This window comes from Cupriavidus sp. GW822-FHT02D05 (genome assembly GCF_058802485.1).
This window is the reverse complement of record NZ_JBXAOE010000003.1, coordinates 195,163-218,618: the sequence shown is the minus strand read 5'-3', so window position 1 is coordinate 218,618 and position 23,456 is coordinate 195,163. Positions and strand designations below refer to the sequence as shown.

Genomic DNA, 23,456 nt, shown 5'->3' with positions numbered 1-23,456 from the left:
GCCGTTCCCGCAGGCGTGACAAAGCGCCAGGGTGCTTGGTTTGCCAAGTGCGGTTCCCGGCATTTCTGAAAGTACCGATCCATGCAGTTGCTGTTCGAAGAAGGCGGCGAGATTCGCGCCGGCACCGTGCTGACCCAGCAGGGCGAGTCGTACCAGGTGGAGCTGCCCGCGGGCAAGCGCACCAAGGTCAAGTCGCGCGACGTATTGCTGCAGTTCGCGCAGCCGTCGGCGATCGAGCTGTTGCGCCAGGCCGCCGACCTGGTCGGCGAGGTCGACCTGGAATTCCTGTGGGAATGCGCGTCGGAGGACGAGTTCGGCTTTGTCGACCTGGCGGCCGAGTACTACGGCGCGGGTGCGAGCGTGGTGCAGCAAGCCGCGCTGGCGCAGACGCTGCACGGCAATCCGGTCTATTTCCGCCGCAAGGGCCGCGGGCGCTACCAGCGTGCGCCGGAAGACCAGTTGAAGGCTGCGCTCGCCGCGCTCGAGCGCAAGAAGCAGCAAGCCCTGGTGCAGGCCGAGTACGAAAACCAGCTCAAGGCCCTGACTCTGCCCGATGCGTTCCGCGGCAAGGCACTGCAACTGCTGTTCAAGCCCGACAAGAACAGCCTCGAATACAAGGCGATGGACGCCGCTTGCACCGCGCTAGGCATGTCGCCGATGCGGCTGATGGTGGCGGTGGGCGGCATTGCCAGCCCGCGCGCGCTGCATGAGGCCAAGTTCCTCTCCGAGTGCTTCCCCAAGGGCACCGGCTTTCCCGACGTGGCCGTGCCGGAACCCGCCGGCGAACTGCCGCGCGCGGATGTGGAGGCGTTCTCCATCGATGACGTCACCACCACGGAGATCGACGATGCGCTGTCGGTCACGCCGCTGGACGGTGGCAAGATCCGCGTGGGCATCCATATCGCGGCGCCCGGCCTGGGCATCCGCCGTGGCGAGCCGCTCGACGCCGTGGCGCGCCATCGCTTGTCGACAGTCTATTTCCCCGGCGACAAGATCACCATGCTGCCGGATTCGGTGGTGGAGCGCTACACGCTGCAGGAAGGGCGCGAGTGCCCGGCCCTGTCGCTGTACGTGGTCTACGACCCGGCCCTGCAGATGATCGTCAGCAGCGAGACCCGCGCCGAGCTGGTCAAGATCGCGGCCAACCTGCGCCACAACCTGCTTGAGGATGTGGTGACCGAGGCCGCGCTGGCTGCCGGCACCGGCGACTACCCGTTCCGCGACGCGCTGACCCAGCTGTTCCATTTCTCCGGCTGGCTGCACGACGAACGCCAGAAGGCGCGTCTGGCCAGCGGGCTGCGTCCCGAGTCGCACAACCGCGCCGACTACAGCTTCTACATCGACCTGCTGGAAGATGGCGGCGAACGCGTGCGCATCGAGCAGCGCCGCCGCGGCTCCCCGCTCGACAAGATCGTCGCCGAGCTGATGATCCTGGCCAACAGCACCTGGGGCAAGCTGCTTGCCGACAACGGTGTGCCGGGCATCTACCGCACGCAGAAGGCCTGGGGCATGAACCGCACCCGCATGCAGACCTACCCGGCGCCCCATGAGGGGCTGGGCGTGGCGCAATACGCGTGGAGCACCTCGCCGCTGCGCCGCTATGTCGACCTGGTCAACCAGTGGCAGATCCTGGCAGTCGCCCAGCATGGCATCACGGCCAAGCTGGTGGCGCCGTTCAAGCCCAAGGATTCGGACCTGCTGGCCGCGGTGGCGGATTTCGAAGGCACCTACGCTGCCTATGCCGACCACCAGTCGACCATGGAGCGCTACTGGTGCCTGCGCTGGCTGCAGCAGGAAAAGCGCGAGCGCCTGATGGGCTCGGTGCTCAAGGAAGGCGCGGTGCGCTTTGCCGAGATCCCGCTGGTCACGCGCGTGCCGGAGTTGATGCAGGCGTCGCGCGGCACCCAGGTGCTGCTGGAGATCGGCGCGATCGACGAGATCTCGCTGGAAGTGTCATGCCGGGTCCTGGAGGTGTTTGCCGGCGAAGGCGAGCTGCCGCAGGAGGAGATGGAGCGGGACGACGAAGCCGGCGAAGTGTCGGCGCAAGCCGCCGCTGAAGCCGCGGCCGAGGAGGCTGCCGAAGCCGCTGCCGAGGGTGCGGCCGAAGGGGCAACTGAAGGGGCAACCGAAGGTGAGGTTGACGCTGCGACCGGGGAAGCCGGCGATGACGAAGCCGCGAGTGCTGCAGCTGCCACAAGCGAAGGCGCTGCGTCGGACACACGCGACACCGGCACCGGCGGCGCAGGCTGAGTTCCTCGGAAAAAACGAGGCGCTCCCTTACAATCGCAGTCTGACCCCGGGGTCCCACGGACCCCGGCCCCAGTCTCGCCCGATCGACGCTTCCCAGCCAACGTCCCGCCCATCGTGAAAGCCGCTTTTTCTCCCCGCCAGTGGTGGAACGCCAGCAGCACGATGGCCAAGGCGCTGGTCGTCTCGTTGCTGGCCCATGCCTTGCTGCTGACCGTGCGCGTCGTGGCGCCGGAGGCGTTCGAGATCAAGCGCACCGACGCCGCGCTCGATGTGGTGCTGGTCAATTCCAAATCGGCGCAGCGCCCGCAGAACCCCACCGTGCTGGCCCAGGCCAACCTCGACGGCGGTGGCGAGCACGACCAGCAGCGCGCCACCACGCCGCTGCCGGCACAGACCGTCACCAAGGACGGCGACCTGGTGCGCCAGATGCAGCGCCGCGTGGAGCAGATGGAGCAGGAGCAGCAGCGCCTGATGACGCAGTCGCGCGAAGCCGCGCCGTCCGTGCACAGCCAGCCGCTCAAGCCAGGCCAGCAGCGCGTGGAAAACCCGCTGCGCGGCCAGGACGAACGCACCTCGCTCGACGAGATGGCCAAGCTCGAAGCCGAGATCGGCCGCAACCTCGAGCAATACGCCAAGCGGCCCAAGCGCTACCAGCTCACCGCCACCAGCGCGCAGGAAGTGGAATACGCGCAGTACTACGACCGCCTGCGCCAGAAGATCGAAGCGCGCGGCACCACCGATTTCCCCCAGCGCAATGGCAAGCCGATCTACGGGCAACTGATCCTGGTGATCAACGTCAACCGGCAGGGCCGGCTTGGCTATAACCGCGATGGCTACAACATCGACGCCATTGACGTGGTCAAGAGCTCGGGCGATCCCGTGCTGGACCGCCAGGCGGTTGCCATCGTGCGGGCGGCGGCGCCGTTCGGCGGGTTCACGGCGCAGATGCAGGCGCGCCAGGATATTCTCGAAGTGATCTCCACATTCAAGTTTTCGCGCAGTGGGCTGGAAACTCGCCTGCAGTCCCGATGACGCCATCACCTGACACTATGCAATCCCAGACTCCCGCCGACCGTTACGTCGTGATCGGCAACCCCGTCGCGCACAGCCGCTCTCCCGCCATCCATGCCGCATTTGCGCAGCAGACCGGCGAGGCCGTCGAGTACGAGCGCCTGCTGGCGCCGCTCGATGGGTTCGTCGCCACCGTGCGCACCTTCTTCGACGGCGGCGGCCACGGCCTGAACGTGACCGTGCCGTTCAAGCTCGAAGCCTACGACCTCGCCGAGCGCCTGACGCCGCGCGCCGAGAGCGCGGGCGCGGTCAACACCATGTGGATCGAGGACGGCGTGATCCACGGCGACAACACCGACGGTGTCGGCCTCACGCGCGACATCGAGGTCAACCTCGATACCTTGCTTGAAGGCAAGCGCATCCTGTTGCTGGGCGCGGGCGGCGCCGCCATGGGCGCCATGCTGCCGCTGATCGCCTGCCGGCCGGATCGCATCGTGGTGGCCAACCGCACGCCGCAGCGCGCGAGCGATATCCTGGAAAACGTGGCCCAGCAAGCGGACGAGTACGGCGTGGAACTGTGGGGCGGTGGTTTTGACGCCCTGGCGGGTTTGACCGATGAAGACGCCTGCGACGTGGTCATCAACGCCACCAGCAGCAGCCTGCAGGGCGAGTTGCCGCCGGTGCCGGCGGAACTGCTGGGCAAGGACGTGCTCGCCTACGACATGATGTACGGCGCGGCGCCCACCGTATTCCTGAAGTTCGCCGCCCAATGTGGCGCGCGCACCAGTGACGGGCTGGGCATGCTGGTCGAGCAGGCCGCCGAGGCCTTCTACAACTGGCGGGGTGTGCGGCCCGCCACCGCGCCCGTGCTGGCAACGCTGCGCGCGGCGCTGCAGGCCGAAGCCGCGCGCTAGAGCGCAGGCCGGCTGGCTCGAACATGGGTGAGCGCAAGCACACCGCCCGTCCCGGGGCGGCTCAAGGCGGCAGGGGCGGCAGGGGCGGCGGCCTCAACCCGCTGCGCTGGCTCGCCTACCTGCTCGGCGCGCTGATCGCCGGCGTGCTGGCCATGCAGGTGTATTTCTTCCTGCAGATCGCTGCCTGGCAAACCGTGAACCCGTCATCCACTGCGTTCATGCGGGCCGAGCAGTGGCGTCTGTGCGGCTTCAGGTTCTGGAGCTGCCAGGTGGACCGCCGCTGGGTCGGCTATGACGATATCTCCCGCAACCTCAAGCGCGCGGTGATCGCCAGCGAGGATGCCGACTTCGTCAACCATCCCGGCTACGAGCTCGATTCCATGCTCGATGCCTGGGAGCGCAACAAGAAGCGCGGGCATATCGTGCGTGGCGGCTCTACCATCACGCAGCAACTGGCCAAGAACCTCTTCCTTTCGTCCGAGCAGCATTACCTGCGCAAAGGCCAGGAGCTGGCCGTTACCTGGATGCTCGAGTTCTGGCTCGACAAGCAGCGTATCTACGAGATCTATTTGAATTCGGTGGAGTGGGGCGAGGGCGTGTTTGGCGTGGAGGCCGCGGCCCAGCATTATTTCAAGACCAGCGCCGCCAAGCTGAGTGTGGGCCAGGCTGCACGCCTGGCCGCGGCGCTGCCGGCGCCAAAGTGCTTCGACAAGAAGGAGTACTGCGCCAATGTGCGTGTGAACTTCAAGGTCAAGGCCAACATCATCGCGCGCCGCATGGGCGCGGCCACGCTGCCCGACTGAGTCCGGGGCAGCGCGGTTCAGGTGCAGTTCATCAGGTGCAGTTCAGACGCACTTCAGCTTAGCCAGCCCTTGCGCTTGAAGTACACCAGCGGGATCGCAGCCGACACGGCCATCAGCGCAATGGCCCAAGGATAACCCGCGGCCCAGTCCAGCTCCGGCATGAACTTGAAGTTCATGCCGTAGATGCTGGCGATCAGCGTGGGTGGCATCAGCGCCACCGAGACCACCGAGAACAGCTTGATGATCTTGTTCTGGTTGATGTTGATGAAGCCGACCGTGGCGTCCATCAGGAAGTTGATCTTGTCGAACAGGAACGCGGTGTGGTTCTCGATGGAGTCGATATCGCGCAGGATCTGGCGGGCTTCGTCCTGCTGCTCGGCCGACAGCAGCTGGCTGCGCATCAGGAACGAGACCGCGCGGCGCGTGTCCATCACGTTGCGGCGGATGCGGCCGTTCAAGTCCTCTTCGCGGGCGATGGTTTCCAGGACGTCGGCCGCCGCGGCATCGGTCACGTTCTCCGCCAGCACGCGCTTGCTGGCTTCCTCCAGCCGCTCGTAGACTTCCTCGATGGAGTCCGCCGAATATTCCGCATCGGTGGCATACAGGTCCATCAGCACGTCCTTGGCGTTGCGCACCGAGCCCGGGCGCATGCGGGCGCGCAACCGCACCAGCCGGAACACCGGCAGGTCCTCGTCGTGAATGGAGAACAGCACGTCGCGCGTGAGCACGAACGCCACGCGCACGTTGCGCGAGATGTCTTCCTCGTCGAGCAGGAAGTCGGTGCGGATATGGATGTTCTCGTCCTCGCCCTCGAAGTAGCGGGCCGAGGCTTCCAGGTCACCCAGGTCTTCCAGCTCGGGCAAGGCTACGCCGTAGGCTTCCTTGATCCAGGCGAGTTCCTCGTCATCGGGGCTGATGACATCGATCCAGATTGGCTTGTGCTGCAGAAGTTCATTGCGATCGTCGACCTGCTCCTGTGCGAGCCGGCCTTTCTGCAGGACGAACAGGTTGATCATCCCAGGGCTTCCTTGTTGCGTTTGGCGAAGAAACGCGCAGGCTTGGCTCGCCGGCCATGGGGCGAGCCCATGCTTCGCGCGAAAACGGCGAAGCACAGGGCCGCTGGCAAGCGTGATCGCGCTGTGCGCTCGAAGGGCGCGCAAGGCGATGGCGTTTGCCGTTCATGGCTGGCAAGCCGGGGGAGGGATTAGTCCGGGACGAAGCGGCGCGCGGCGGCGGCCGTCAGGGACACGGAAGAACACTCACCCGCAGTATGTGCTGCGGGCGAGTCCGACGAGGCGGTGGAGCGGGATAAAGCCGGCTCCGGCGGTCGTCGTTACGCAGCCCGCAGTGACATGGCATTCGGTGCGATCGCAATCTGGCTGCGGCAACACGAACACCCGATGCTACTGCCCACGTAGTTTCTCCGGGATTATGATGGCCGCGAGTGTAGCCCAACGAGGGGGGGATTGTTAAGTGAAATGTGGGTGAATGGGAGGCGCCGGTGCGCAGTGCGTTGTTATGCCGCCCGCGCGCTTTGGCGCCAGCGCCGCAATAGGGGCACGAGCAGCAGGAAGGGCAGCGTGGCCACCAGCATCCGGAAGCTCGGCACGCCGATCGGCATCTCGATCTGGCTGCATTTCATCATTTGCGTGCGCAGGCCCCGGCCGGCCGCTGTGTGCGACGCCGCTCTTTGTATCGAGGAAGAACGGCAGAAGAGAGCACGCAGCGGGTAAAATCGCAGGAACGACTGTTGCCGCGGGGGAGCGCCGACCCGGCTTGACAAGCCCGGCGCGCAGCCGACGCGGCCGACCCAGATTAGCGAGCATCCCATGACCTTCACCGAGCAGCTGGCTGCAGCCTGGCAGCGCAACGATTCCCTCCTCTGCGTCGGGCTAGACCCCGACCCGGGCAAGCTGCCCCTGTCCATGACGGGCACGGGCGGTGCGATCTTCTCTTTTTGCCGCGAGATCGTCGACGCCACCGCCGACCTGGTCTGCGCCTTCAAGCCGCAGATCGCCTATTTCGCGGCGCAGCGCGCCGAAGACCAGCTCGAGCAGTTGATCGCCTATATCCATGACGCCCACCCCGGGATTCCCGTGATCCTGGACGCCAAGCGCGGCGACATCGGCTCGACCGCGCAGCAGTACGCCATCGAAGCCTTCGAGCGTTACCGGGCGGACGCTGTCACGGTCAATCCCTATATGGGCCTGGATTCGCTGGAGCCGTACCTGGCCTATGCGGATCGCGGCGTGATCGTGCTGTGCCGCACCTCCAACCCGGGCGGCTCCGACGTGCAATTCCTGCCGGTGGATGGCAAGCCGGTGTACCAGGTGGTGGCCGAGGCGGCCGCCACGCGCTGGAATACCAATGGACAGATGGCGCTGGTGGTGGGGGCGACCTTCCCCGCGGAGATTGCAAAGGTGCGCGAGATCGTGGGCGACATGCCGCTGCTGATCCCCGGCATCGGCGCCCAGGGCGGAGATATCGAGGCCACCGTCCGCGCGGGGCGCACCGGCGCTGGCGCCGGCATGATGATCAATTCGTCGCGCGCCATCCTCTACGCCAGCCGCGAGAAGGATTTCGCGGCGGCCGCGCGCAACGTCGCGTTGCAGACGCGCGAAACCATCAATCGCTTCCGCCAGGGCTGAACCGCCGCATTGCCGGCGGATTGCTGGCCGCCGCGCGTGCCTGAGCCCTCAGGCCTCGTTGCGGACCAGCTCGAGCAGGCCGCGAATCGCGTATTCCGCAGCCTGGCGGCGGATTTGCTGCCGGTCGCCGCGATAGCGCTGCGTTTCCACCTTGGTGGTGATGCGGTTGCTCCAGCCGAAGCACACCATGCCCACGGGCTTTTCCGGCGTACCGCCGGTTGGCCCGGCCACGCCGGTGATCGACAGCGCCACCTGGGCGCGGCTGTTGAGCAGGGCCCCTTCGGCCATGGCGCGCGCCACTTCCTCGCTGACCGCGCCATGATCGCGAATCAGCTTGGCTGGCACGCCCAGCATGGTCGACTTGGCCTCGTTCGAGTACGTGACGAAGCCCCGCTCGAACCACCCTGACGAACCCGATACATCGGTAATGGCGGCGGCCACCAGGCCGCCCGTGCAGGATTCCGCGGTGGCGAGCAACAGCGACTTCTCGTTCAGGGAGATTCCGACCTGGACGGCGAGTTGGTCGAGCAAGCGGCTGACGGGCATGATGGCGGATTCAGTAGATAGGTTGGGGGGGAGTCGCCGATCACAGCGAACGCCACAGGGCGAACACCAGCAGCGTGTAGAAGGCGGCCATGATGTCGTCGAACATCACGCCGAAGCCGCCGCGCAGGCCGGGTCCCTTGAGCGTACGGTCGAGATGCCCGATGGGCGCTGGCTTGACGATATCGAACAGGCGGAACCACAGGAACGCCGCAAGCTGGCCCCAGAAACCGGTCGGCATGACGAAGGCCATGACCAGCCAGAACGCCACGATCTCGTCCCAGACCATGCTGCCGTGGTCAAACACGCCCATGTCGCGCGCGGTGCGCGCGCAGGCCCAGAGCCCCAGCACGAAGCCGCCGACGATCAGCCACAGCCAGGTTTCCGGCTGCACCCACATCGAGATCACTAGGTAGGACAGCCATGCGTACAGCGTGCCGACCGTGCCAGGCCCGACTGGCGATAGTCCCGAGCCGAAGCCCAGCGCGATCAGGTGAGCAGGGTGCGAGAGCATGAAACGCGCCGTAGGGCGCGTGACCTTGGCGGCCTGGCCAGCTTCCAGGGTCAGGGCGGGATCGTGCGCGGTAGGCCCGGGCGGGTAGGCGGACATCAGGGATTGGCTCGTCTGGTTCGGATGGGATCGTGCCGGACGGCGTGTCCGGGCAGGGTCTGGCGCCCCGCATGGCTGCATGATGACACGGCGCACGCAAGCTTGTCAGGGGGAAGCGAAGTGGTCGAAGCTGGTGCCGTTGTAAGCGCTCGGATTACCGTCGCGGTCAACCAGGCGCAGGCCAGCCTCGGGCGTGATCGCGCCGACGCGCGTCAGGGCCAGGCCGAGCCGCGCGCCGATGGCGGCAATGTGGTCGCGCTCACCCACGGGCGCGGTAAAGCAGAGTTCGTAATCGTCTCCGCCGGCCAGGGTGCATTCCAGCTGGCGCGCCTCCGGCTGGCTGGCCAGCACCGTCGAGCGGGGCAGGGCGTCCACGTCGAGCAGGGCGCCGACCTGGGAGCGCTCCAGGATATGGCCGAGGTCGCCGACCAGGCCGTCGGAAATATCGAGTGCCGCATGCGCCACACCGCGAAGTGCCATGCCCAGCGCGATGCGCGGCGTTGGCGTGTCCATGCGCGGGCGCACCTGGCTGAAGTCCGGTTCGGGCAGCAGCCATTCGCCACGGAAGTCGCCCAGCGCCAGGCGGGCATCGCCAAGCGTGCCGGAGACCCAGATATCGTCGCCAGGGCGTGCGGCATCGCGTCGCAGTGCCTTATGCACAGGTACGTCGCCGAACACCGTCAGGCTCAGCGTCAGCGGGCCGCGCGTGGTGTCGCCGCCGATCAGCTCGCAGCCGTGGGCGTCTGCCAGTTCCAGCATGCCGGCGGCCAGTTCGGACAGCCATGCGGCTTGCGCATCGGGCAGCGCCAGCGCTAGTGTGAAGGCGCGGGGCTCGGCACCCATGGCCGCCAGGTCGGACAGGTTGACCGCCAGCGCCTTGTGCCCAAGTGAGCGCGGCGCCACGTCCGGAAAGAAGTGCCGCCCGCTGACCAGCATGTCGGTGCTGATGGCAAGGTGGTGTCCGGGGCGCCCTTCAATCAGCGCGCAATCGTCGCCCACGCCCAGTACCGCCTTTTGCGCGGGCCGGGTAAAGAAGCGGCGGATCAGGTCGAACTCGGAGAGCTGGGCGCTGGAGGAATCGGGCATGAAGGGAGTCGGGGCGGCGGAGATTCTGCGAAGGGCCAGGGAAACCTCGCCGGGTCGCGGCCGCTGCGGGTTTCGCCCTGCTGTTCAGCGCTGGCGGCATGCGGCATATTGTACCGAAACGCAAAGGTGCCTCGCGCAAAACGCTTATTGTGAAATAATATTTCACAATATAAAATGCCAGGTTCCAAAGGAAGAGACTGCGGGTACGTGGAGCCGACCCGCCATTTCGTGTCCCATACGTGATTAACGGCTCCACCGACCGGAAGATGCGCCGATGACCAGTCCCCAGCAGCCCACGCCCCAAGACGACCTGAAGCAGCAGCAGCGTGAGGCGCTGCGCAAAGCTGCCCTGGAATATCACGAGTTTCCGACCCCGGGCAAGATCTCTGTTACGCCGACCAAGCCGCTGTCCAACCAGCGTGACCTGGCCCTGGCGTACTCGCCGGGCGTGGCCTACGCGTGCGAGGAAATCGTCGCCGATCCGCTCAATGCATTCCGCTACACCGCGCGCGGCAACCTGGTCGGCGTGATCACCAACGGCACCGCGGTGCTGGGCCTGGGTGATATCGGCCCGGCGGCTTCCAAGCCGGTGATGGAAGGCAAGGCAGGCCTGTTCAAGAAGTTCGCCGGCATCGACGTGTTCGACATCGAACTCGACGAGAAGGACCCCGAGAAGCTGGTGCAGATCATCGCCGCGCTCGAGCCCACCTTTGGCGGCATCAACCTGGAAGACATCAAGGCACCCGAGTGCTTCTACGTTGAGCGCAAGCTGCGCGAGCGCATGAAGATTCCCGTCTTCCACGATGACCAGCATGGCACCGCCATCGTGGTCGGCGCGGCTGTGGTCAATGGCTTGACCGTGGTCGGCAAAGATATCAGCAAGGTCAAGCTGGTGGCTTCCGGCGCGGGCGCTGCGGCGCTGGCTTGCCTGGACCTGCTGCTCGACCTCGGCATGAAGATCGAGAACATCTGGGTGACCGACCTGGCGGGCGTGGTCTATGAAGGCCGCGCTGAGCTGATGGACCCGGAAAAGGCCCGCTTTGCGCAAAAGACCGACAAGCGCAAGCTGGCAGAAGTGATCGATGGCGCCGATATTTTCCTGGGCCTGTCCGCTGCCGGCGTGCTCAAGCAGGACATGGTCCAGCGCATGGCCGACAAGCCGCTGGTGCTGGCCCTGGCCAACCCCAACCCGGAAATCCTGCCGGAGCTGGTCAAGGAAGTCCGTCCGGACGCGGTGATCGCCACCGGCCGTACCGATTACCCGAACCAGGTCAACAACGTCCTGTGCTTCCCCTTCATCTTCCGCGGCGCGCTGGACTGCGGCGCCACCACCATCACGCGTGAGATGGAAGTCGCCGCGGCGCATGCGATTGCGGAACTGGCCCGCCAGGAGCAGAGCGACATCGTCGCCACCGCCTATGGCATACAGGACCTGTCCTTCGGCCCCGAGTACCTGATTCCCAAGCCGTTCGATCCGCGCCTGATCGTCAAGATCGCGCCGGCGGTGGCCGAGGCCGCCATGAAGTCCGGCGTGGCCGCGCGCCCCATCAAGGACATGGACGCGTACCGCCTGCAGCTGCAGCAGTTCGTGTACCACTCCGGCACCCTGATGAAGCCGATCTACGCGGCTGCCCGCCAGGTCGACATGGAGAAGAAGCGCATCGTCTTCGCCGAGGGCGAGGAAGAGCGTGTGCTGCGCGCGGTGCAGGTGATCGTCGACGAAAAGCTGGCCAACCCGATCCTGGTCGGCCGCCCGGCCGTCATCGCCCACCGCATCGAGCGCTTTGGCCTGCGCCTGCGCGGCGGCATCGACTTCACCGTGGTCAACCCGGAACACGATGCACGTTTCCGCGACTACTCCGAGGCGTACTTCAAGATGATGGCCCGCCAGGGCATCACCCAGCAGTACGCCAAGCTGGAAATGCGCCGCCGCACCACGCTGATCGGCGCGATGCTGGTCAAGCAGGGCGAGGCCGATGGCATGATCTGCGGCACGGTCAGCACGACTGCCGCGCACCTGCGCTACATCGACCAGATCCTGGGTGGCACCAACGAGGTGTATGCGGCGATGAACGGGCTGGTCCTGCCGGGCCGGCAGATCTTCCTGGTCGACACCCACGTCAACATCGACCCGACCGCTGGCCAGCTGGCCGAGATCACCCTGATGGCCGCCGAAGAGCTCAAGCGCTTCGGCATCGTCCCCAAGGTGGCGCTGGTGTCGCACTCCAACTTCGGCACATCCGAAGCGCCTTCGGCGCAGAAAATGCGCGAAACCCTGGCGATCCTGCGCGAGCGCGCCCCGGATCTCGAGGTGGATGGCGAGATGCATGGCGATTGCGCGCTGGACCCGAAGCTGCGTGACACGCTGGTGCCGGACGGCACCCTCAAGGGCGAGGCTAACCTGCTGGTGTGCCCGAATATCGACGCTGCCAACATCGCCTACAACCTGCTCAAGGTCGCGGCGGGCAACAATGTGGCGATCGGGCCGATCCTGCTTGGCGTCAAGGCGCCTGTCCACATCCTGACGCCTTCGGCCACGGTGCGGCGTATCGTCAATATGACGTCGCTGGTGGTGGTGGACGCGGCAGCCAAGCGCTAAACCCCTGTCAGTCTTGAAAAGCCGGGCTTGCCCGGCTTTTTTATTGTCTTTTTACTGCCGCCGGCACCCCGTCAGTGTGTGCACACATTTTCTTAACATGTTGAAACAATTGAGGTTTTCCACTCCGTCCGGGGGCGGGGATTGATTATTTATTAGCATGGGCGTAACCTTATGCCTTTGAAGTACGCGCTCGTTACACGCGCGACGACGCTGTCGATTTACGCGCAGGCCGTCCGGGGCGCAGGCAAAATGGGCAGTTTAGGTGGCGCGGCAACCGCGCAGCGGCGCCGGGATCGTTTGGTTGGTGTCCTCAAATCAAGACAAGCAACGTGGGTTCCCAGATTCCTTTGACGCAGCGCGCATCACAATGGATTTCAGTCGCCGGTCTGGCGCGAGTGGCAAGCCGGGTGCTGGCAGGCGTGGCGTTGTCGTGCGCGCTGGCGCAGCCGGTGCTGGCACGCCAGGCGGCCGATGACGGCACGGGAACCATCGCAGTACAACAGTTGCCCAACGAGGCACAGTCCACGTTGGAGCGGATCGAAGCGGGTGGCCCGTTTCCCTACGCCAAGGATGGCTCGAGGTTCGGCAACTACGAGCGCGCCCTGCCGCAAAGGTCGCGCAATTACTACCGCGAATACACGGTGAAGACAAATAGCCGAAATCGAGGAGCACGACGGATCGTATGTGGCGGTGATCAACGCGCCACCAACGACTGTTACTACACGGACGACCACTACAACAGTTTCAAACGGATAGCCAAATGATGACTGACATTTTCGGACTGGGCGACGCCCTTGCCGCCCGCGAAGAGCGCGGCGCCGGAGATGGCTGGCAGCGGGCCCAGACCCAGGCCCAGAATCTTTACGACAACGTGTTGACGATGCCCCGCAACGAGCTCTCGCAACAAACGCCGCTCGCACCCGTTCCCGCAGCCGGCACTGACGGCAGCCAAGAGGGAGCCATGACCCTGTTCAAGACGGTGCGTCCAAACATCGTCCAGTCGATCCGCGCGTTTCGCGTGCCCGAACTCGCGCAGGCCGCGGTGGAGCTGGGCCAGCATTTCCTGTATGCGAACTGCGCACACTGCCAGAGCAAGGCGGAAGTGCTGGAAACCATCGCCACCAACTTCCTCTTTCCCAAGCATTTCGGCAAGAATTTCGATGCGTTGGCCGATTGCCTGACCGACCTGATCTACAAGGCGGGCCCGCAGCCCGGCTTCGTGATCGTGCTCGAAGGCCTGCCGATTGCGCAGAAGTTCGACAAGGAAGGGCGCGAGGTTTTGCTCGATGTGTTCCGTGATGCGGCCGAGTTCTGGGCCGAGCGCAAGGTGCAGTTCCGCGTGTTCTACTCCTTCGCCTGAGCGCCAGCCGCCTGTAGCGAAGACAGCATGATAAAAAAAGGCCCGCTAGCAGCGGGCCTTTTGCTTTGCCGGCAGGGCGCGGGGTTACGCCGCCGGCGGTACCTGGCCTTGCGGCGTCAGCTTGTCGATCAGCTCCGGCAGCCCTTCGCTGAGATGGGCTGCGACATCGTCCTGGGACAGGCCCGTCTTTTCGGCCAGGCTCTCCAGCGCGCCGGTACCACCCAGTGCGCTGGCCAGCGCGGACGGCGAGACCGCCTGGTTGGCGCCGGTGCCGATCCACGAGTTGACCTGTTCGCCCAGGCCCGCCTGGGCCAGGACCTGCTGCAAGGCGCCGATGCCGCCGGCCGCCGCGCCCAGCGCGGGCGCGCCGCCGGCCTGGCCGCCCAGCAGCCCGCCGAGCAATCCGCCCAGATCGAGGCCGCCTGGTGCGCCACCGGCCGCGCCGCCGCCCATCAGGCCGCCGAGCAGTCCGCCAAGGCCGCCGAGGCCTCCCGCGCCTGCCGAGGCCGGATCCTGCGCGCCGCCGCCGCTGCTGTCCCCGCCCTTATGGCGCATGGCCAGCATGGCCAGCAGCCCCAGCGCCATCATCATCTTGGGGTTCAGGCCGCCAGCGCCCGCGTCGCCGCTGCCGCGCTGCCCGAGCACTCCGCCCAGCACGCTATCGAGTAGTCCCATGATCGACTCCTTCCGGTGAGTGTGGCGCCGGGCCGGGATGGCCCGGGTGCCGTCAAAATCCGCCCAGTACCGCGTTGAGCGTGGCCAGGCAGGCAAGCCCGGCTGTTTCTGTACGCAAGATGCGCGGCCCGAGTGACACGCCCGTGAAACCGGCGCGCAGCGCCGCCGCCTCCTCGTCCGGCGCCAGCCCGCCTTCGGGCCCGATCAGCAGTGTCACGCCGCGGTCCAGCAATGCATTGCGCTGCTCGGTGGCAAACGATACCAGCGACTGCGAGGCCCGCGGCGATACCAGCAGCCGTGCCCCATCCTGGGCCGCGGCAGGCTTTGCCTGCAGGCCCAGCCAGGATTCCACGTTAGCGACCGGTGCGACCTCCGGCAAGCGATTGCGCCCACATTGCTCGCATGCGGCCTCGACCAGCGCCTGCCAGTGCGCCTGGCGTTTCTGCGCCCGCTCTCCCGAGAGCCGGACCACGGAGCGGGCCGCCTGCAGCGGCTGGATGGCGGCAACGCCAAGCTCGACGGATTTCTCGATCAGCCAGTCCATCTTGTCGCCGCCCGCCAGCCCCTGCGCCAGCGTGACGCGGAACGGCGGCTCGGCCTCGAACGGATCGTGGCTGCCGATCCGCGCCAGCGCATGGCGCTTGCCGATTTCGACCAGGGTAGCCGCATGGCTGCCGCCGCGCCCGTCGAACAGGGTGATGTCGTCGCCTGGGTTGAGCCGCAGCACCTGGACATGGCGCACCACGGCTTCAGGCAACGGCATGTCGGTCTCGGCGGCCAACGTGGCATCAATGAAAAAGCGAGGCGGCATCAGGCGGATCCGTCCTCGTTCTTGCCGGCGGCTTTGTCCACCGGCTTGCCGAAGCCCCAGCGGTAGCCATCGGGATCCTCGACCATGCAGTAGCGGTCGCCCCAGAACTGGTCGGCGGGCGCCATCAGGCTGACCGCGCCGGCGGCGACTGCGCGCGCGTGCATGGCATCGACGTCGTCGCAGTAGACGTAGAACGTCTGCGGGCATTCGACGCCGAGCGAGTGGGGCGCGCGCGCGGTGCTGCCCCAGGCGCCTTCGGGCGCGAACATCACGACGAGCTCGCCCTGGTAGTGCATCTCGGCGTGGGTCGGCACACCGTTTTCGTCGACCACGTTCCCCGCGCTGAAACCGAAGGCGCGGTGATAGAAGTCGAGCGCGCTGCGCCCGTTGCCCACCGTCAGGTAGGGGGTGAGCCAGGGGGTGTTGGCCGGTCTTGTCATGATCGTCTCCTGGTTACGGGAAGCCGCGCGGGGCTTGCCTGGGCGGCAAGACTCGCGGTGCGAGCGAGCATCTTACGCGGGTGCGCAGGCGCTGTCGAAAAGCGCCTGCAGGTGCAGGGGCAGGGCGAACAAGGCCGGATGGAGCGCGGCGTGGTAGCAGCGCAGCTTGCGGTCGAGCTTCCAGGCGCGCAGCCGCTCATCGAGCTGCGCGGCATCGGCGCCGCGCACGTCGAGGGTGTCGCTGGCCAGCGCGATGGCCCATTGCGCGCCGTAGACGGGGATGAAGGTGGTGATGGGGTGGACTTGCGCAAAGCACTGCCGCAAGCGCGCGGCGAGCACGCGGACCGAATCGGGGCGGTGTTCCGGCGGGCCAAGGTGCAGGGACAGCGCGCCGCCGGGCGCCAGGCAGCGCCGGGCGGTTTGCAGGCCGTGGTTGGAAAAGAGCGCAGCCGCCGGGCTGCCGTCGTCGGCCTCGGTCAGATCGAATACGATCAGGTCGAACTGCCGCCCCGCACGGCCAAAGGCTTCCATCAAGCCCAGCGCGTCGCCAATGGCGAGGTGCACGCGCGGATCCTCGAAGGCGCCCTGGTGGATGCCGTCCAGCCAGGCCCGGGCCAGCGTCACGACATCGGGGTCGAGTTCGGCCACCACCACCTCGCGCATGAAGGGCAGGCGCAGCAATTCATGCGCCGAGCCGCCGTCGCCGCCACCCACCACCAGCGCGGAGCGTGCCGCGCCATGGGCCACGGCCATGGGGTGCACCATCAGCTCATGCTGGATGAAGGCGTCCGCTTCCGCGCTCATGATGCGGCCATCGAGGCGGAAGATCCGGCCAAAGCGGGGATGCTCGCCAATCTCGATTTGCTGGTACGGCGAGCGCATTGCCGCGAGCAGCCGAATCTGGCCCAAGGTGGTGCCAACGCCTGGGGAAAGCCATTCGGTCCATTGCAGATGGCCGCCAGGCGGGGCCGCCGGGTGGCCTAACTCCCCCCTTTGATCTGGTAAAATTGCGCTTTTCCCGCCGCCAGGTTCCCGCCGCATGTCTCACCTCGCTCATCCCGCCGCCAGTCCGCACGCTTCGCAGCCCGTCCAACTCATGGCCAACGCCATCCGCGTCCTGGCCATGGACGCCGTCCAGCAGGCCAATTCAGGCCACCCCGGCATGCCGATGGGCATGGCGGATATCGCGGTTGCGCTGTGGGGCCGTCATCTGAAGCATAACCCGAGCAACCCCAAGTGGGCTGACCGCGACCGCTTCGTGCTGTCCAACGGCCACGGCTCGATGCTGCTTTATGCGCTGCTGCACCTGACCGGCTACGACCTGCCCTTGGCCGAACTGAAGAACTTCCGCCAGATGCACAGCAAGACGGCAGGCCACCCGGAATACGGCATCACCCCGGGCGTGGAAACCACCACCGGCCCGCTGGGCCAAGGCCTGACCAATGCGGTCGGCATGGCGCTGGCTGAACGCCTGCTGGGCGAGGAATTCAACCGCCCGGGCTTCGACATCGTCAACCACCACACCTATGTGTTCCTGGGAGACGGCTGCCTGATGGAAGGCATCAGCCACGAGGCCTGCTCGCTGGCCGGCACGCTCAAGCTGAACAAGCTGGTCGCGCTCTGGGACGACAACGGCATCTCGATCGACGGCGACGTGGTGCACTGGTTCGCCGACGACACCCCGAAGCGTTTCGAAGCCTACGGCTGGAATGTGATTCGCGCGGTGGACGGCCATGACGCCGCCGCCGTGGATGCCGCCATCGCCGAAGCCAAGCACAGCGACCGTCCGACCCTGATCTGCTGCCGTACCCTGATCGGCAAGGGCGCGCCCAACAAGGAAGGCGGCCACGATGTGCATGGCGCGCCGCTTGGTGGCGCCGAAATCCTGGCCACGCGCGAGGCGCTGGGCTGGGCCCACGCCCCGTTCGAACTCCCGGCCGAAGTCTATACGGCATGGGATGCGAAGGCCCGCGGCGGTTCGCTGGAAAAGGCCTGGAACGCGCTGTTCGAGGCTTATGCGGAGCGCTTCCCGTACGAAGCCGGCGAATTCCAGCGCCGCATGCGCGGCGAGCTGCCCGGCGCGTTTGACGCTGCCGTGGACGCTTTCCTGGCCAAGTGCGAGGAAAAGGCGGAAACCATCGCTACCCGCAAGGCCAGCCAGAACACCATCGAGGCGCTCGCGCCGGTGCTGCCGGAATTCCTGGGTGGCTCGGCCGACCTGACCGGCTCCAACCTGACCAACTGGTCCGGCAGCAAGGCCGTGCGCGGCGATGCCTGGGGCAACCACATCAACTACGGCGTGCGCGAGTTCGGCATGAGCGCCATCATGAACGGCATCACGCTGCATGGTGGCTACATCCCCTACGGCGGCACCTTCCTGACCTTCTCCGACTACAGCCGCAATGCCCTGCGTATGGCGGCGCTGATGAAGATCCGCACGCTGTTCGTGTTCACCCACGACTCCATCGGCCTGGGCGAAGACGGCCCGACCCACCAGTCGATCGAACACGTCGCCAGCCTGCGCCTGATCCCCAATATGGATGTGTGGCGTACCGCCGACACTACCGAAACCGCGGTGGCTTGGGCCCAGGCCGTGCGCCGCGAGAACGGCCCGAGCTGCCTGATTTTCAGCCGCCAGAACCTGCCGTTCCAGACGCGCGACGACGCCACCCGCGCCAATATCGCGCGGGGCGGCTACGTGCTGCGCGCCGGCAACAATCCCAAGACCGGCCGTCCGGATGCCGTGATCATCGCCACCGGCTCGGAAGTCGGCCTGGCCGTGGGTGCCGCAGAGCAACTGGCTGCTGACGGCGTGCACGTGCGCGTGGTCTCGGTGCCGGCAACCACGGTATTCGACAAGCAGGACGCCGCCTACAAGGCATCGGTGCTGCCGGCCGGCGTGCCGCGCGTGGCGGTCGAGGCAGGCGTGACGGACTTCTGGTGGAAGTACCAGGTCCAGGCCGTGGTGGGCATCGACACCTTCGGCGAATCGGCTCCCGCTGGCGTATTGTTCAAGCACTTCGGCTTCACGGTCGAGAACGTCGTGCGCACCGTGCGCGACACCCTCGGTCAGTAACAGGTATTCCCGGGCCCGCGCAGCGGTCGACTCGGCCGCGCGGGCCGGCAGACGCTTTCCCGCATCCATCGATCGTTAGCCTACTCAGGAGATAAACATGACCATCAAGATCGGCATCAACGGCTTCGGCCGCATCGGGCGCATGGTGTTCCGCGCCGCCGCCGCCAACTTCAAGGAAATCGAAGTCGTCGGCATCAACGACCTGCTCGAGCCCGACTACCTGGCTTACATGCTGAAGTACGACTCGGTGCACGGCCGCTTTGACGGCGAAGTGTCGGTCGACGGCAACACCCTGATCGTCAATGGCAAGAAAATCCGCCTGACCGCAGTCAAGGACCCGTCCGAACTGAAGTGGGGCGAGATCGGCGCCGACGTGGTGATCGAATCCACCGGCATCTTCCTGACCAAGGAAGGCGCGCAGAAGCACATCGACGCGGGCGCCAAGAAGGTGATCATGTCGGCACCGTCCAAGGATGACACCCCGATGTTCGTGTACGGCGTGAACCACGGCACGTACAAGGGCGAAGCGATCATCTCCAACGCCAGCTGCACCACCAACTGCCTGGCACCGGTCGCCAAGGTGCTGAACGACAAGTGGGGCATCAAGCGCGGCCTGATGACCACCGTGCACGCCACCACCGCCACGCAAAAGACCGTCGACGGCCCCTCCAACAAGGACTGGCGCGGTGGCCGCGGCATCCTGGAAAACATCATCCCGTCGAGCACTGGCGCTGCCAAGGCCGTGGGCGTGGTGATTCCCGAGCTGAACAAGAAGCTGACCGGCATGTCGTTCCGCGTGCCGACCTCCGACGTGTCGGTGGTCGACCTGACCGTCGAACTGGAAAAGGGTGCCACCTACGCCGAGATCTGCGCCGAAATGAAGGCACAGAGCCAGGGCGCGCTCAAGGGCGTGCTGGGCTACACCGAAGACAAGGTGGTTGCCACGGATTTCCGCGGCGATGCACGCACCTCGATCTTCGACGCGGAAGCCGGCATCGCGCTGGACTCGACCTTCGTCAAGATCGTGAGCTGGTACGACAACGAGTGGGGCTATTCCAACAAGGTGCTGGAAATGGCTCGCGTGGTCGCCAAGTAAGTTTGCCGGGATAGGTTGGTTTGCGCACGGAACAAGGCGGCATTCCCTGGGATACCGCCTTGTCGTCTGCTTGCAACTCCAGCTATCGGAAGCCTAGGCGGGTCCTTTTGCCAGGATCCTGGCAAAAGGACGAAGGCCGGCACGGTGCAAGGGGCTGGCGCGGAATTCCTGTTCCGTTCCCCGCTTTGCTCTTACACTGTGAAAGTGCTGGAAACACCAATGTGCAGCCAATGCAAGTGACGATACGGTCATTCCCAATTCCCAATCCAACCTGGGTGAGATCATGGTGAATGTGGATACCAAGCTGCTCGTGATTTTTACCGAGCTGCTCAGCAAGCGAAACGCGACCTATGTCGCGGAAAAAATGCATATGACCGCACCTGCGGTTTCGCATTCGCTGGGCCGCCTTCGCGAGATTTTCGACGATCCCCTCTTCATCCGCGTGCCTCACGGCCTGACGCCGACACCGCGAGCCCTGGAACTGGGGCCGAAGATTCGCGACATGCTGGACCTGTGGTCCTCGATCAACGAGGGCGACGCCGATAATTTCGACCCCGCCACCGCCACCGGCACCCTTAACATCGGCTTTGCCGCCGAGCTGGGCGATACGGTCTTCAACCGCTTTATCCTGCGCATCAAGCAACTGGCGCCGGAGTTGCATATCAAGCTGGTCGAATCCCATTCCTGGGAGTCGGATGTGGCCGCCATGCGCGGCAACGAGCTGGACCTGGCGTTCTCGCCATTCCCGACCCGGCACCCCGAAATCGTGGAAGAGATGGTGACGTCGCTCAACCTCTGGGTTTGCGCGCGTAAAAACCATCCGGTGCTCAAGGGCACCTGCACGCTCGAGCAGTATCTCGACTGCGGCCACATCTTCATGGCGCATTCGGGCGGCAATGGCCGTCCGGCACCGTCGCTGATCCCGCTGGACTACGCGTTGCAGCAGCGCGGGCTAAAGCGCAATGCCACGCTGACGGTGCATTCCTGGCGCGCACAGTCGGAGCTGGCCGCGCAGACCGACATGATCTTCACGGTCAATGCGCTGACCAAGGACATGGCTTGCGAGACCTACGGCCTCAAGGCCTTCCCCTTGCCAGCAGAACTCAACACCACGCTGGGCCTGAACATGTTCTGGCACCGCAGCCGCAACACCCACCCGATGCTGGTGTGGGCACGCGGGCTGTTCCGCCAGGTCGTGGGCGAATTCGTCGGCGTGCCGGCGGTTGCGCGCGGCCTGCACATCGTTGCCGAGCAGGATCATACGGAATCGTGAAGCAGGCTTGAAATAAAAAAAACCGGCGCTGGCGCCGGTTTTTTTATGTTCGCGGGGCAGGCCGCGGCTGGCTTAGCGCTTGGGCCGGTGGGGGCACTCGTGCTTGGTGCAGCTGCCATAGAGCGACAATGCGTGTTCTTGCAGCGCGAAGCCGCGCTCGGTTGCGATGCTTTGCTGGCGACGCTCGATCTCGGAGTCGTAGAATTCCTCCACGCGGCCGCAATCGATGCAGACCAGGTGGTCGTGATGCTTGCCTTCATTCAGCTCGAAAATGGCTTTGCCGGATTCGAAGTTGTTGCGCGACAGCAGTCCAGCCTGCTCGAACTGGGTCAGCACGCGATAGACGGTCGCAAGGCCGATATCCATTTGTTCGTTGAGCAGGATGCGGTAAACGTCTTCAGCGCTGAGGTGGCGCTGCTCGCTGGTCTGGAAGATCTCGAGGATCTTCAGACGCGGTACGGTCGCTTTAAGACCGATATTTTTGAGGTCCGCCGGACTCGGCATGGGCGTGACTCCCTAGAGTACAATGTCTGGATAGTTGAATCATAAGGGTTTTGGCGGCAAAAGTCGCCCCGGCGGTTGCCCGGGGCTCGGTCACCTGCCCTAGGCTGCGCTCGCGATGATCCATCGCCGCTGCCGCCTCATGGTAAGCGCCGTGAGGGCCTGAATCGGCACTTTTCTCTCCCTTCTAGAAGCGAGATACATGCGTTCATTTCGTTCGTCCGCCATGCGTCCGACGCTGGTTACTACTGTGCTGGCTGCAGCTACCCTGCTAACGGCTGCGTGCTCCACCTATGACAATACGTCGCGCAAGGTCGCCAACGCGATCACGCCGTACCGTATCAATATCGTGCAAGGCAACTTTGTCTCGCGTGAAGCTGCCGCGCAGTTGCGTGAAGGCATGACGCGCGAGCAGGTCAAGTTCCTGCTCGGCACACCGCTGCTGGCCGATGTGTTCCACGGCAATCGCTGGGACTACGTGTTCTCGTTCCGCCGCGGCAATACGCCGGTGGTGCAGCAGCGCCGCTATACCGTGTTCTTCGATGGCGACAAGCTGGTCAAGTTCGGTGGCGACGAGCTGCCGTCCGAATACGAGCTGATTGCCGAAATCGACGGCATGAAGGCCATGCAGGCGGGCAAGGTACCGACGCCCAAGGCACCGGCCGAGACCGTTGCCGCGGCTTCGGAAGCGGCTGCCGCCCCGGCCGCAGCCACGGATGCCGCTCCCGCCGCAGCGCCTGCGCCGGCAGCGCCGGCTGCCGCAGCCTCATCCGCCGAGGCCGGTGGCCCCGCCAGCCCGACCAACTGAGCCTTCAGGCCCGAATGCCGGCCGCGTCACGCGGCCGGCTTGTATTTTGACTGCTGACACGCCATGAATATCGCCATCGCAGGTGCCTCCGGCCGCATGGGCCGTATGCTGATCGAACACGTACTCGCCACCGAAGGCGTCACCCTGTCGGGCGCGCTGGATGTGCCGGGCGCCCCGGCGCTGGGCCAGGATGCCGGGCTGCTGCTGGGCCGCACCACGGGCGTGGTGATCACCTCGGATATCGAGACTGCCCTCGCTGGCGCCGACTGCCTGATCGACTTCACCCGGCCCGAGGGCACGCTCGTGCACCTGGCAGCGGCCAAGCGCCTGGGCGTCAAGGTGGTCACCGGCACCACCGGGTTTGACGACGCCGGCCGTGCCGCCATCGCCGAGGCTGCCAAGCACATCGGCGTAGTGTTCTCCGCCAATATGAGCGTGGGCGTCAATGCCACGTTCAAGCTGCTGGAAGTTGCCGCCAAGCTGCTGTCTTCCGGCTACGACATCGAAGTCATCGAGGCGCACCACCGCCATAAGGTAGATGCCCCGTCGGGCACCGCGCTGGCGATGGGCGAGGTGGTGGCCAAGGCATTGGGCCGCGATCTGAAGACCTGCGGCGTGTTTGCCCGCGAAGGCCACACCGGCCCGCGCGACCCCAATTCCATCGGCTTTGCCACCGTGCGCGGCGGCGATATCGTGGGCGACCACACCGTGATGTTCGCCGGCACCGGCGAGCGCATCGAGATCACGCACAAGTCGTCCAGCCGTCAGTCGTATGCCGAGGGCGCGCTACGCGCGGCGCGCTTTCTCGCCGACAAGCCCACCGGGCTGTTCGACATGCAGGACGTGCTTGGCCTGAAGTAAGGCCCCCGGCACGCCCTGCGCCGCAAGTGCCGACGGTTATAATCGGCACTTTCGCCGTTCCAGCGCAGGCGGGCGCCGCAAGGCTTGCCCG

At 65.8% G+C, this 23,456-nt stretch carries 23 protein-coding genes; 13 read left to right on the top strand and 10 right to left on the bottom strand.

Annotated features, from left to right (window positions below):
• Positions 1–81 precede the first annotated feature (81 nt).
• The 4 genes from AC1RQK_RS05810 to mtgA all read left to right on the top strand — a co-directional run bounded on the left by AC1RQK_RS05810 (position 82) and on the right by mtgA (position 4,978).
• Positions 82–2,250: a ribonuclease catalytic domain-containing protein gene (locus AC1RQK_RS05810; protein WP_492808001.1), complete on the top strand. Its 2,169-nt coding sequence runs from the start codon at positions 82–84 to the stop codon at positions 2,248–2,250.
• A gap of 162 nt (positions 2,251–2,412) precedes the next feature.
• Positions 2,413–3,282: an energy transducer TonB gene (locus AC1RQK_RS05805; RefSeq protein WP_150986893.1), complete on the top strand. Its 870-nt coding sequence runs from the start codon at positions 2,413–2,415 to the stop codon at positions 3,280–3,282.
• Between the two features lie 17 nt (positions 3,283–3,299).
• Positions 3,300–4,175, top strand: coding sequence for a shikimate dehydrogenase (gene aroE, locus AC1RQK_RS05800; RefSeq protein ID WP_492807999.1), 876 nt, complete (start codon positions 3,300–3,302; stop codon positions 4,173–4,175).
• Between the two features lie 101 nt (positions 4,176–4,276).
• Positions 4,277–4,978: a monofunctional biosynthetic peptidoglycan transglycosylase gene (mtgA, locus tag AC1RQK_RS05795; RefSeq protein ID WP_492808112.1), complete on the top strand. Its 702-nt coding sequence runs from the start codon at positions 4,277–4,279 to the stop codon at positions 4,976–4,978.
• Between the two features lie 53 nt (positions 4,979–5,031).
• On the opposite strand, the gene corA is transcribed toward mtgA, so the two are convergent.
• Both corA and AC1RQK_RS05785 read right to left on the bottom strand, forming a co-directional pair.
• Positions 5,032–5,994 (bottom strand): magnesium/cobalt transporter CorA, encoded by a 963-nt coding sequence (gene corA / locus AC1RQK_RS05790; protein ID WP_006162450.1) that lies wholly within the window; start codon positions 5,992–5,994, stop codon positions 5,032–5,034.
• 500 nt (positions 5,995–6,494) lie between these two features.
• A complete protein-coding gene (locus AC1RQK_RS05785; RefSeq protein ID WP_492372931.1) occupies positions 6,495–6,623 on the bottom strand; it encodes a hypothetical protein in 129 nt (42 codons plus the stop codon).
• Positions 6,624–6,807: 184 nt separating this feature from the next.
• Here AC1RQK_RS05785 and pyrF point away from each other — a divergent pair, with 184 nt between their 5' ends.
• Positions 6,808–7,626: an orotidine-5'-phosphate decarboxylase gene (pyrF, locus tag AC1RQK_RS05780; protein WP_492372932.1), complete on the top strand. Its 819-nt coding sequence runs from the start codon at positions 6,808–6,810 to the stop codon at positions 7,624–7,626.
• 48 nt (positions 7,627–7,674) lie between these two features.
• Here the strand turns inward: pyrF and AC1RQK_RS05775 are convergent, their stop codons facing one another.
• The 3 genes from AC1RQK_RS05775 to thiL form a co-directional block, all read right to left on the bottom strand.
• On the bottom strand, positions 7,675–8,172 hold the full coding sequence (locus AC1RQK_RS05775; RefSeq protein WP_416049684.1) for a CinA family protein: 498 nt from the start codon (positions 8,170–8,172) through the stop codon (positions 7,675–7,677).
• A 40-nt stretch (positions 8,173–8,212) separates the two neighbouring features.
• A complete protein-coding gene (locus AC1RQK_RS05770; RefSeq protein ID WP_492372933.1) occupies positions 8,213–8,779 on the bottom strand; it encodes a phosphatidylglycerophosphatase A family protein in 567 nt (188 codons plus the stop codon).
• Positions 8,780–8,884: 105 nt separating this feature from the next.
• Entirely contained in the window at positions 8,885–9,865 is a 981-nt protein-coding gene (gene thiL / locus AC1RQK_RS05765) for a thiamine-phosphate kinase (RefSeq protein ID WP_441633812.1), read from the bottom strand.
• A 274-nt stretch (positions 9,866–10,139) separates the two neighbouring features.
• Between thiL and AC1RQK_RS05760 the strand changes: the two genes are divergently transcribed.
• The 3 genes from AC1RQK_RS05760 (at position 10,140) to AC1RQK_RS05750 (ending at position 13,824) form a co-directional block, all read left to right on the top strand.
• Entirely contained in the window at positions 10,140–12,464 is a 2,325-nt protein-coding gene (locus AC1RQK_RS05760) for an NADP-dependent malic enzyme (protein ID WP_492372934.1), read from the top strand.
• 407 nt (positions 12,465–12,871) lie between these two features.
• Complete coding sequence (locus AC1RQK_RS05755) at positions 12,872–13,228, top strand: guanyl-specific ribonuclease (RefSeq protein WP_318230911.1); 357 nt, start codon at positions 12,872–12,874, stop codon at positions 13,226–13,228.
• Positions 13,225–13,824 carry a barstar family protein gene (locus AC1RQK_RS05750; RefSeq protein WP_492372935.1) on the top strand — a complete coding sequence of 200 codons (600 nt, stop codon included), beginning with the start codon at positions 13,225–13,227 and terminating at the stop codon, positions 13,822–13,824. Before AC1RQK_RS05755 ends, AC1RQK_RS05750 begins: the two co-directional genes overlap by 4 nt.
• 84 nt (positions 13,825–13,908) lie before the next feature.
• Here AC1RQK_RS05750 and AC1RQK_RS05745 read toward each other — a convergent pair whose 3' ends face one another.
• The 4 genes from AC1RQK_RS05745 to AC1RQK_RS05730 all read right to left on the bottom strand — a co-directional run bounded on the left by AC1RQK_RS05745 (position 13,909) and on the right by AC1RQK_RS05730 (position 16,659).
• On the bottom strand, positions 13,909–14,499 hold the full coding sequence (locus tag AC1RQK_RS05745; RefSeq protein WP_492807995.1) for a YidB family protein: 591 nt from the start codon (positions 14,497–14,499) through the stop codon (positions 13,909–13,911).
• Positions 14,500–14,551: 52 nt separating this feature from the next.
• Positions 14,552–15,310: a 16S rRNA (uracil(1498)-N(3))-methyltransferase gene (locus tag AC1RQK_RS05740; protein WP_492372937.1), complete on the bottom strand. Its 759-nt coding sequence runs from the start codon at positions 15,308–15,310 to the stop codon at positions 14,552–14,554.
• Positions 15,310–15,750 carry a VOC family protein gene (locus AC1RQK_RS05735; protein WP_492807993.1) on the bottom strand — a complete coding sequence of 147 codons (441 nt, stop codon included), beginning with the start codon at positions 15,748–15,750 and terminating at the stop codon, positions 15,310–15,312. Before AC1RQK_RS05735 ends, AC1RQK_RS05740 begins: the two co-directional genes overlap by 1 nt.
• A 72-nt stretch (positions 15,751–15,822) precedes the next feature.
• Positions 15,823–16,659: a spermine/spermidine synthase domain-containing protein gene (locus tag AC1RQK_RS05730; protein WP_416049677.1), complete on the bottom strand. Its 837-nt coding sequence runs from the start codon at positions 16,657–16,659 to the stop codon at positions 15,823–15,825.
• 130 nt (positions 16,660–16,789) lie between these two features.
• Between AC1RQK_RS05730 and tkt the strand changes: the two genes are divergently transcribed.
• The 3 genes from tkt to AC1RQK_RS05715 all read left to right on the top strand — a co-directional run bounded on the left by tkt (position 16,790) and on the right by AC1RQK_RS05715 (position 21,195).
• On the top strand, positions 16,790–18,826 hold the full coding sequence (tkt, locus tag AC1RQK_RS05725; RefSeq protein ID WP_492807992.1) for a transketolase: 2,037 nt from the start codon (positions 16,790–16,792) through the stop codon (positions 18,824–18,826).
• Between the two features lie 97 nt (positions 18,827–18,923).
• Positions 18,924–19,922, top strand: a complete 999-nt coding sequence (gene gap, locus AC1RQK_RS05720; protein WP_043349563.1) for a type I glyceraldehyde-3-phosphate dehydrogenase — start codon at positions 18,924–18,926, stop codon at positions 19,920–19,922.
• A gap of 283 nt (positions 19,923–20,205) precedes the next feature.
• Entirely contained in the window at positions 20,206–21,195 is a 990-nt protein-coding gene (locus AC1RQK_RS05715; RefSeq protein WP_150985932.1) for a LysR family transcriptional regulator, read from the top strand.
• Between the two features lie 72 nt (positions 21,196–21,267).
• Here the strand turns inward: AC1RQK_RS05715 and fur are convergent, their stop codons facing one another.
• Positions 21,268–21,699 (bottom strand): ferric iron uptake transcriptional regulator, encoded by a 432-nt coding sequence (gene fur, locus AC1RQK_RS05710; RefSeq protein ID WP_043349559.1) that lies wholly within the window; start codon positions 21,697–21,699, stop codon positions 21,268–21,270.
• Between the two features lie 199 nt (positions 21,700–21,898).
• Between fur and AC1RQK_RS05705 the strand changes: the two genes are divergently transcribed.
• Both AC1RQK_RS05705 and dapB read left to right on the top strand, forming a co-directional pair.
• Positions 21,899–22,504: an outer membrane protein assembly factor BamE gene (locus tag AC1RQK_RS05705; RefSeq protein ID WP_492372939.1), complete on the top strand. Its 606-nt coding sequence runs from the start codon at positions 21,899–21,901 to the stop codon at positions 22,502–22,504.
• A 63-nt stretch (positions 22,505–22,567) separates the two neighbouring features.
• A complete protein-coding gene (dapB, locus tag AC1RQK_RS05700; RefSeq protein ID WP_492372940.1) occupies positions 22,568–23,365 on the top strand; it encodes a 4-hydroxy-tetrahydrodipicolinate reductase in 798 nt (265 codons plus the stop codon).
• The last annotated feature ends 91 nt before the right edge of the window (positions 23,366–23,456 follow it).

Bases quoted from the DNA above. Each gene is read 5' to 3' on its own strand.
- AC1RQK_RS05810 (WP_492808001.1), top strand. From the start codon at position 82: ATGCAGTTGCTGTTCGAAGAAGGCGGCGAGATTCGCGCCGGCACCGTG.
- AC1RQK_RS05805 (WP_150986893.1), top strand. From the start codon at position 2,413: ATGGCCAAGGCGCTGGTCGTCTCGTTGCTGGCCCATGCCTTGCTGCTG.
- aroE (WP_492807999.1), top strand. From the start codon at position 3,300: ATGCAATCCCAGACTCCCGCCGACCGTTACGTCGTGATCGGCAACCCC.
- corA (WP_006162450.1), bottom strand. From the start codon at position 5,994: ATGATCAACCTGTTCGTCCTGCAGAAAGGCCGGCTCGCACAGGAGCAG.
- AC1RQK_RS05785 (WP_492372931.1), bottom strand. From the start codon at position 6,623: ATGATGAAATGCAGCCAGATCGAGATGCCGATCGGCGTGCCGAGCTTC.
- pyrF (WP_492372932.1), top strand. From the start codon at position 6,808: ATGACCTTCACCGAGCAGCTGGCTGCAGCCTGGCAGCGCAACGATTCC.
- AC1RQK_RS05775 (WP_416049684.1), bottom strand. From the start codon at position 8,172: ATGCCCGTCAGCCGCTTGCTCGACCAACTCGCCGTCCAGGTCGGAATC.
- AC1RQK_RS05770 (WP_492372933.1), bottom strand. From the start codon at position 8,779: ATGTCCGCCTACCCGCCCGGGCCTACCGCGCACGATCCCGCCCTGACC.
- thiL (WP_441633812.1), bottom strand. From the start codon at position 9,865: ATGCCCGATTCCTCCAGCGCCCAGCTCTCCGAGTTCGACCTGATCCGC.
- AC1RQK_RS05760 (WP_492372934.1), top strand. From the start codon at position 10,140: ATGACCAGTCCCCAGCAGCCCACGCCCCAAGACGACCTGAAGCAGCAG.
- AC1RQK_RS05750 (WP_492372935.1), top strand. From the start codon at position 13,225: ATGATGACTGACATTTTCGGACTGGGCGACGCCCTTGCCGCCCGCGAA.
- AC1RQK_RS05745 (WP_492807995.1), bottom strand. From the start codon at position 14,499: ATGGGACTACTCGATAGCGTGCTGGGCGGAGTGCTCGGGCAGCGCGGC.
- AC1RQK_RS05740 (WP_492372937.1), bottom strand. From the start codon at position 15,310: ATGCCGCCTCGCTTTTTCATTGATGCCACGTTGGCCGCCGAGACCGAC.
- AC1RQK_RS05735 (WP_492807993.1), bottom strand. From the start codon at position 15,750: ATGACAAGACCGGCCAACACCCCCTGGCTCACCCCCTACCTGACGGTG.
- tkt (WP_492807992.1), top strand. From the start codon at position 16,790: ATGTCTCACCTCGCTCATCCCGCCGCCAGTCCGCACGCTTCGCAGCCC.
- gap (WP_043349563.1), top strand. From the start codon at position 18,924: ATGACCATCAAGATCGGCATCAACGGCTTCGGCCGCATCGGGCGCATG.
- AC1RQK_RS05715 (WP_150985932.1), top strand. From the start codon at position 20,206: ATGGTGAATGTGGATACCAAGCTGCTCGTGATTTTTACCGAGCTGCTC.
- fur (WP_043349559.1), bottom strand. From the start codon at position 21,699: ATGCCGAGTCCGGCGGACCTCAAAAATATCGGTCTTAAAGCGACCGTA.
- AC1RQK_RS05705 (WP_492372939.1), top strand. From the start codon at position 21,899: ATGCGTTCATTTCGTTCGTCCGCCATGCGTCCGACGCTGGTTACTACT.
- dapB (WP_492372940.1), top strand. From the start codon at position 22,568: ATGAATATCGCCATCGCAGGTGCCTCCGGCCGCATGGGCCGTATGCTG.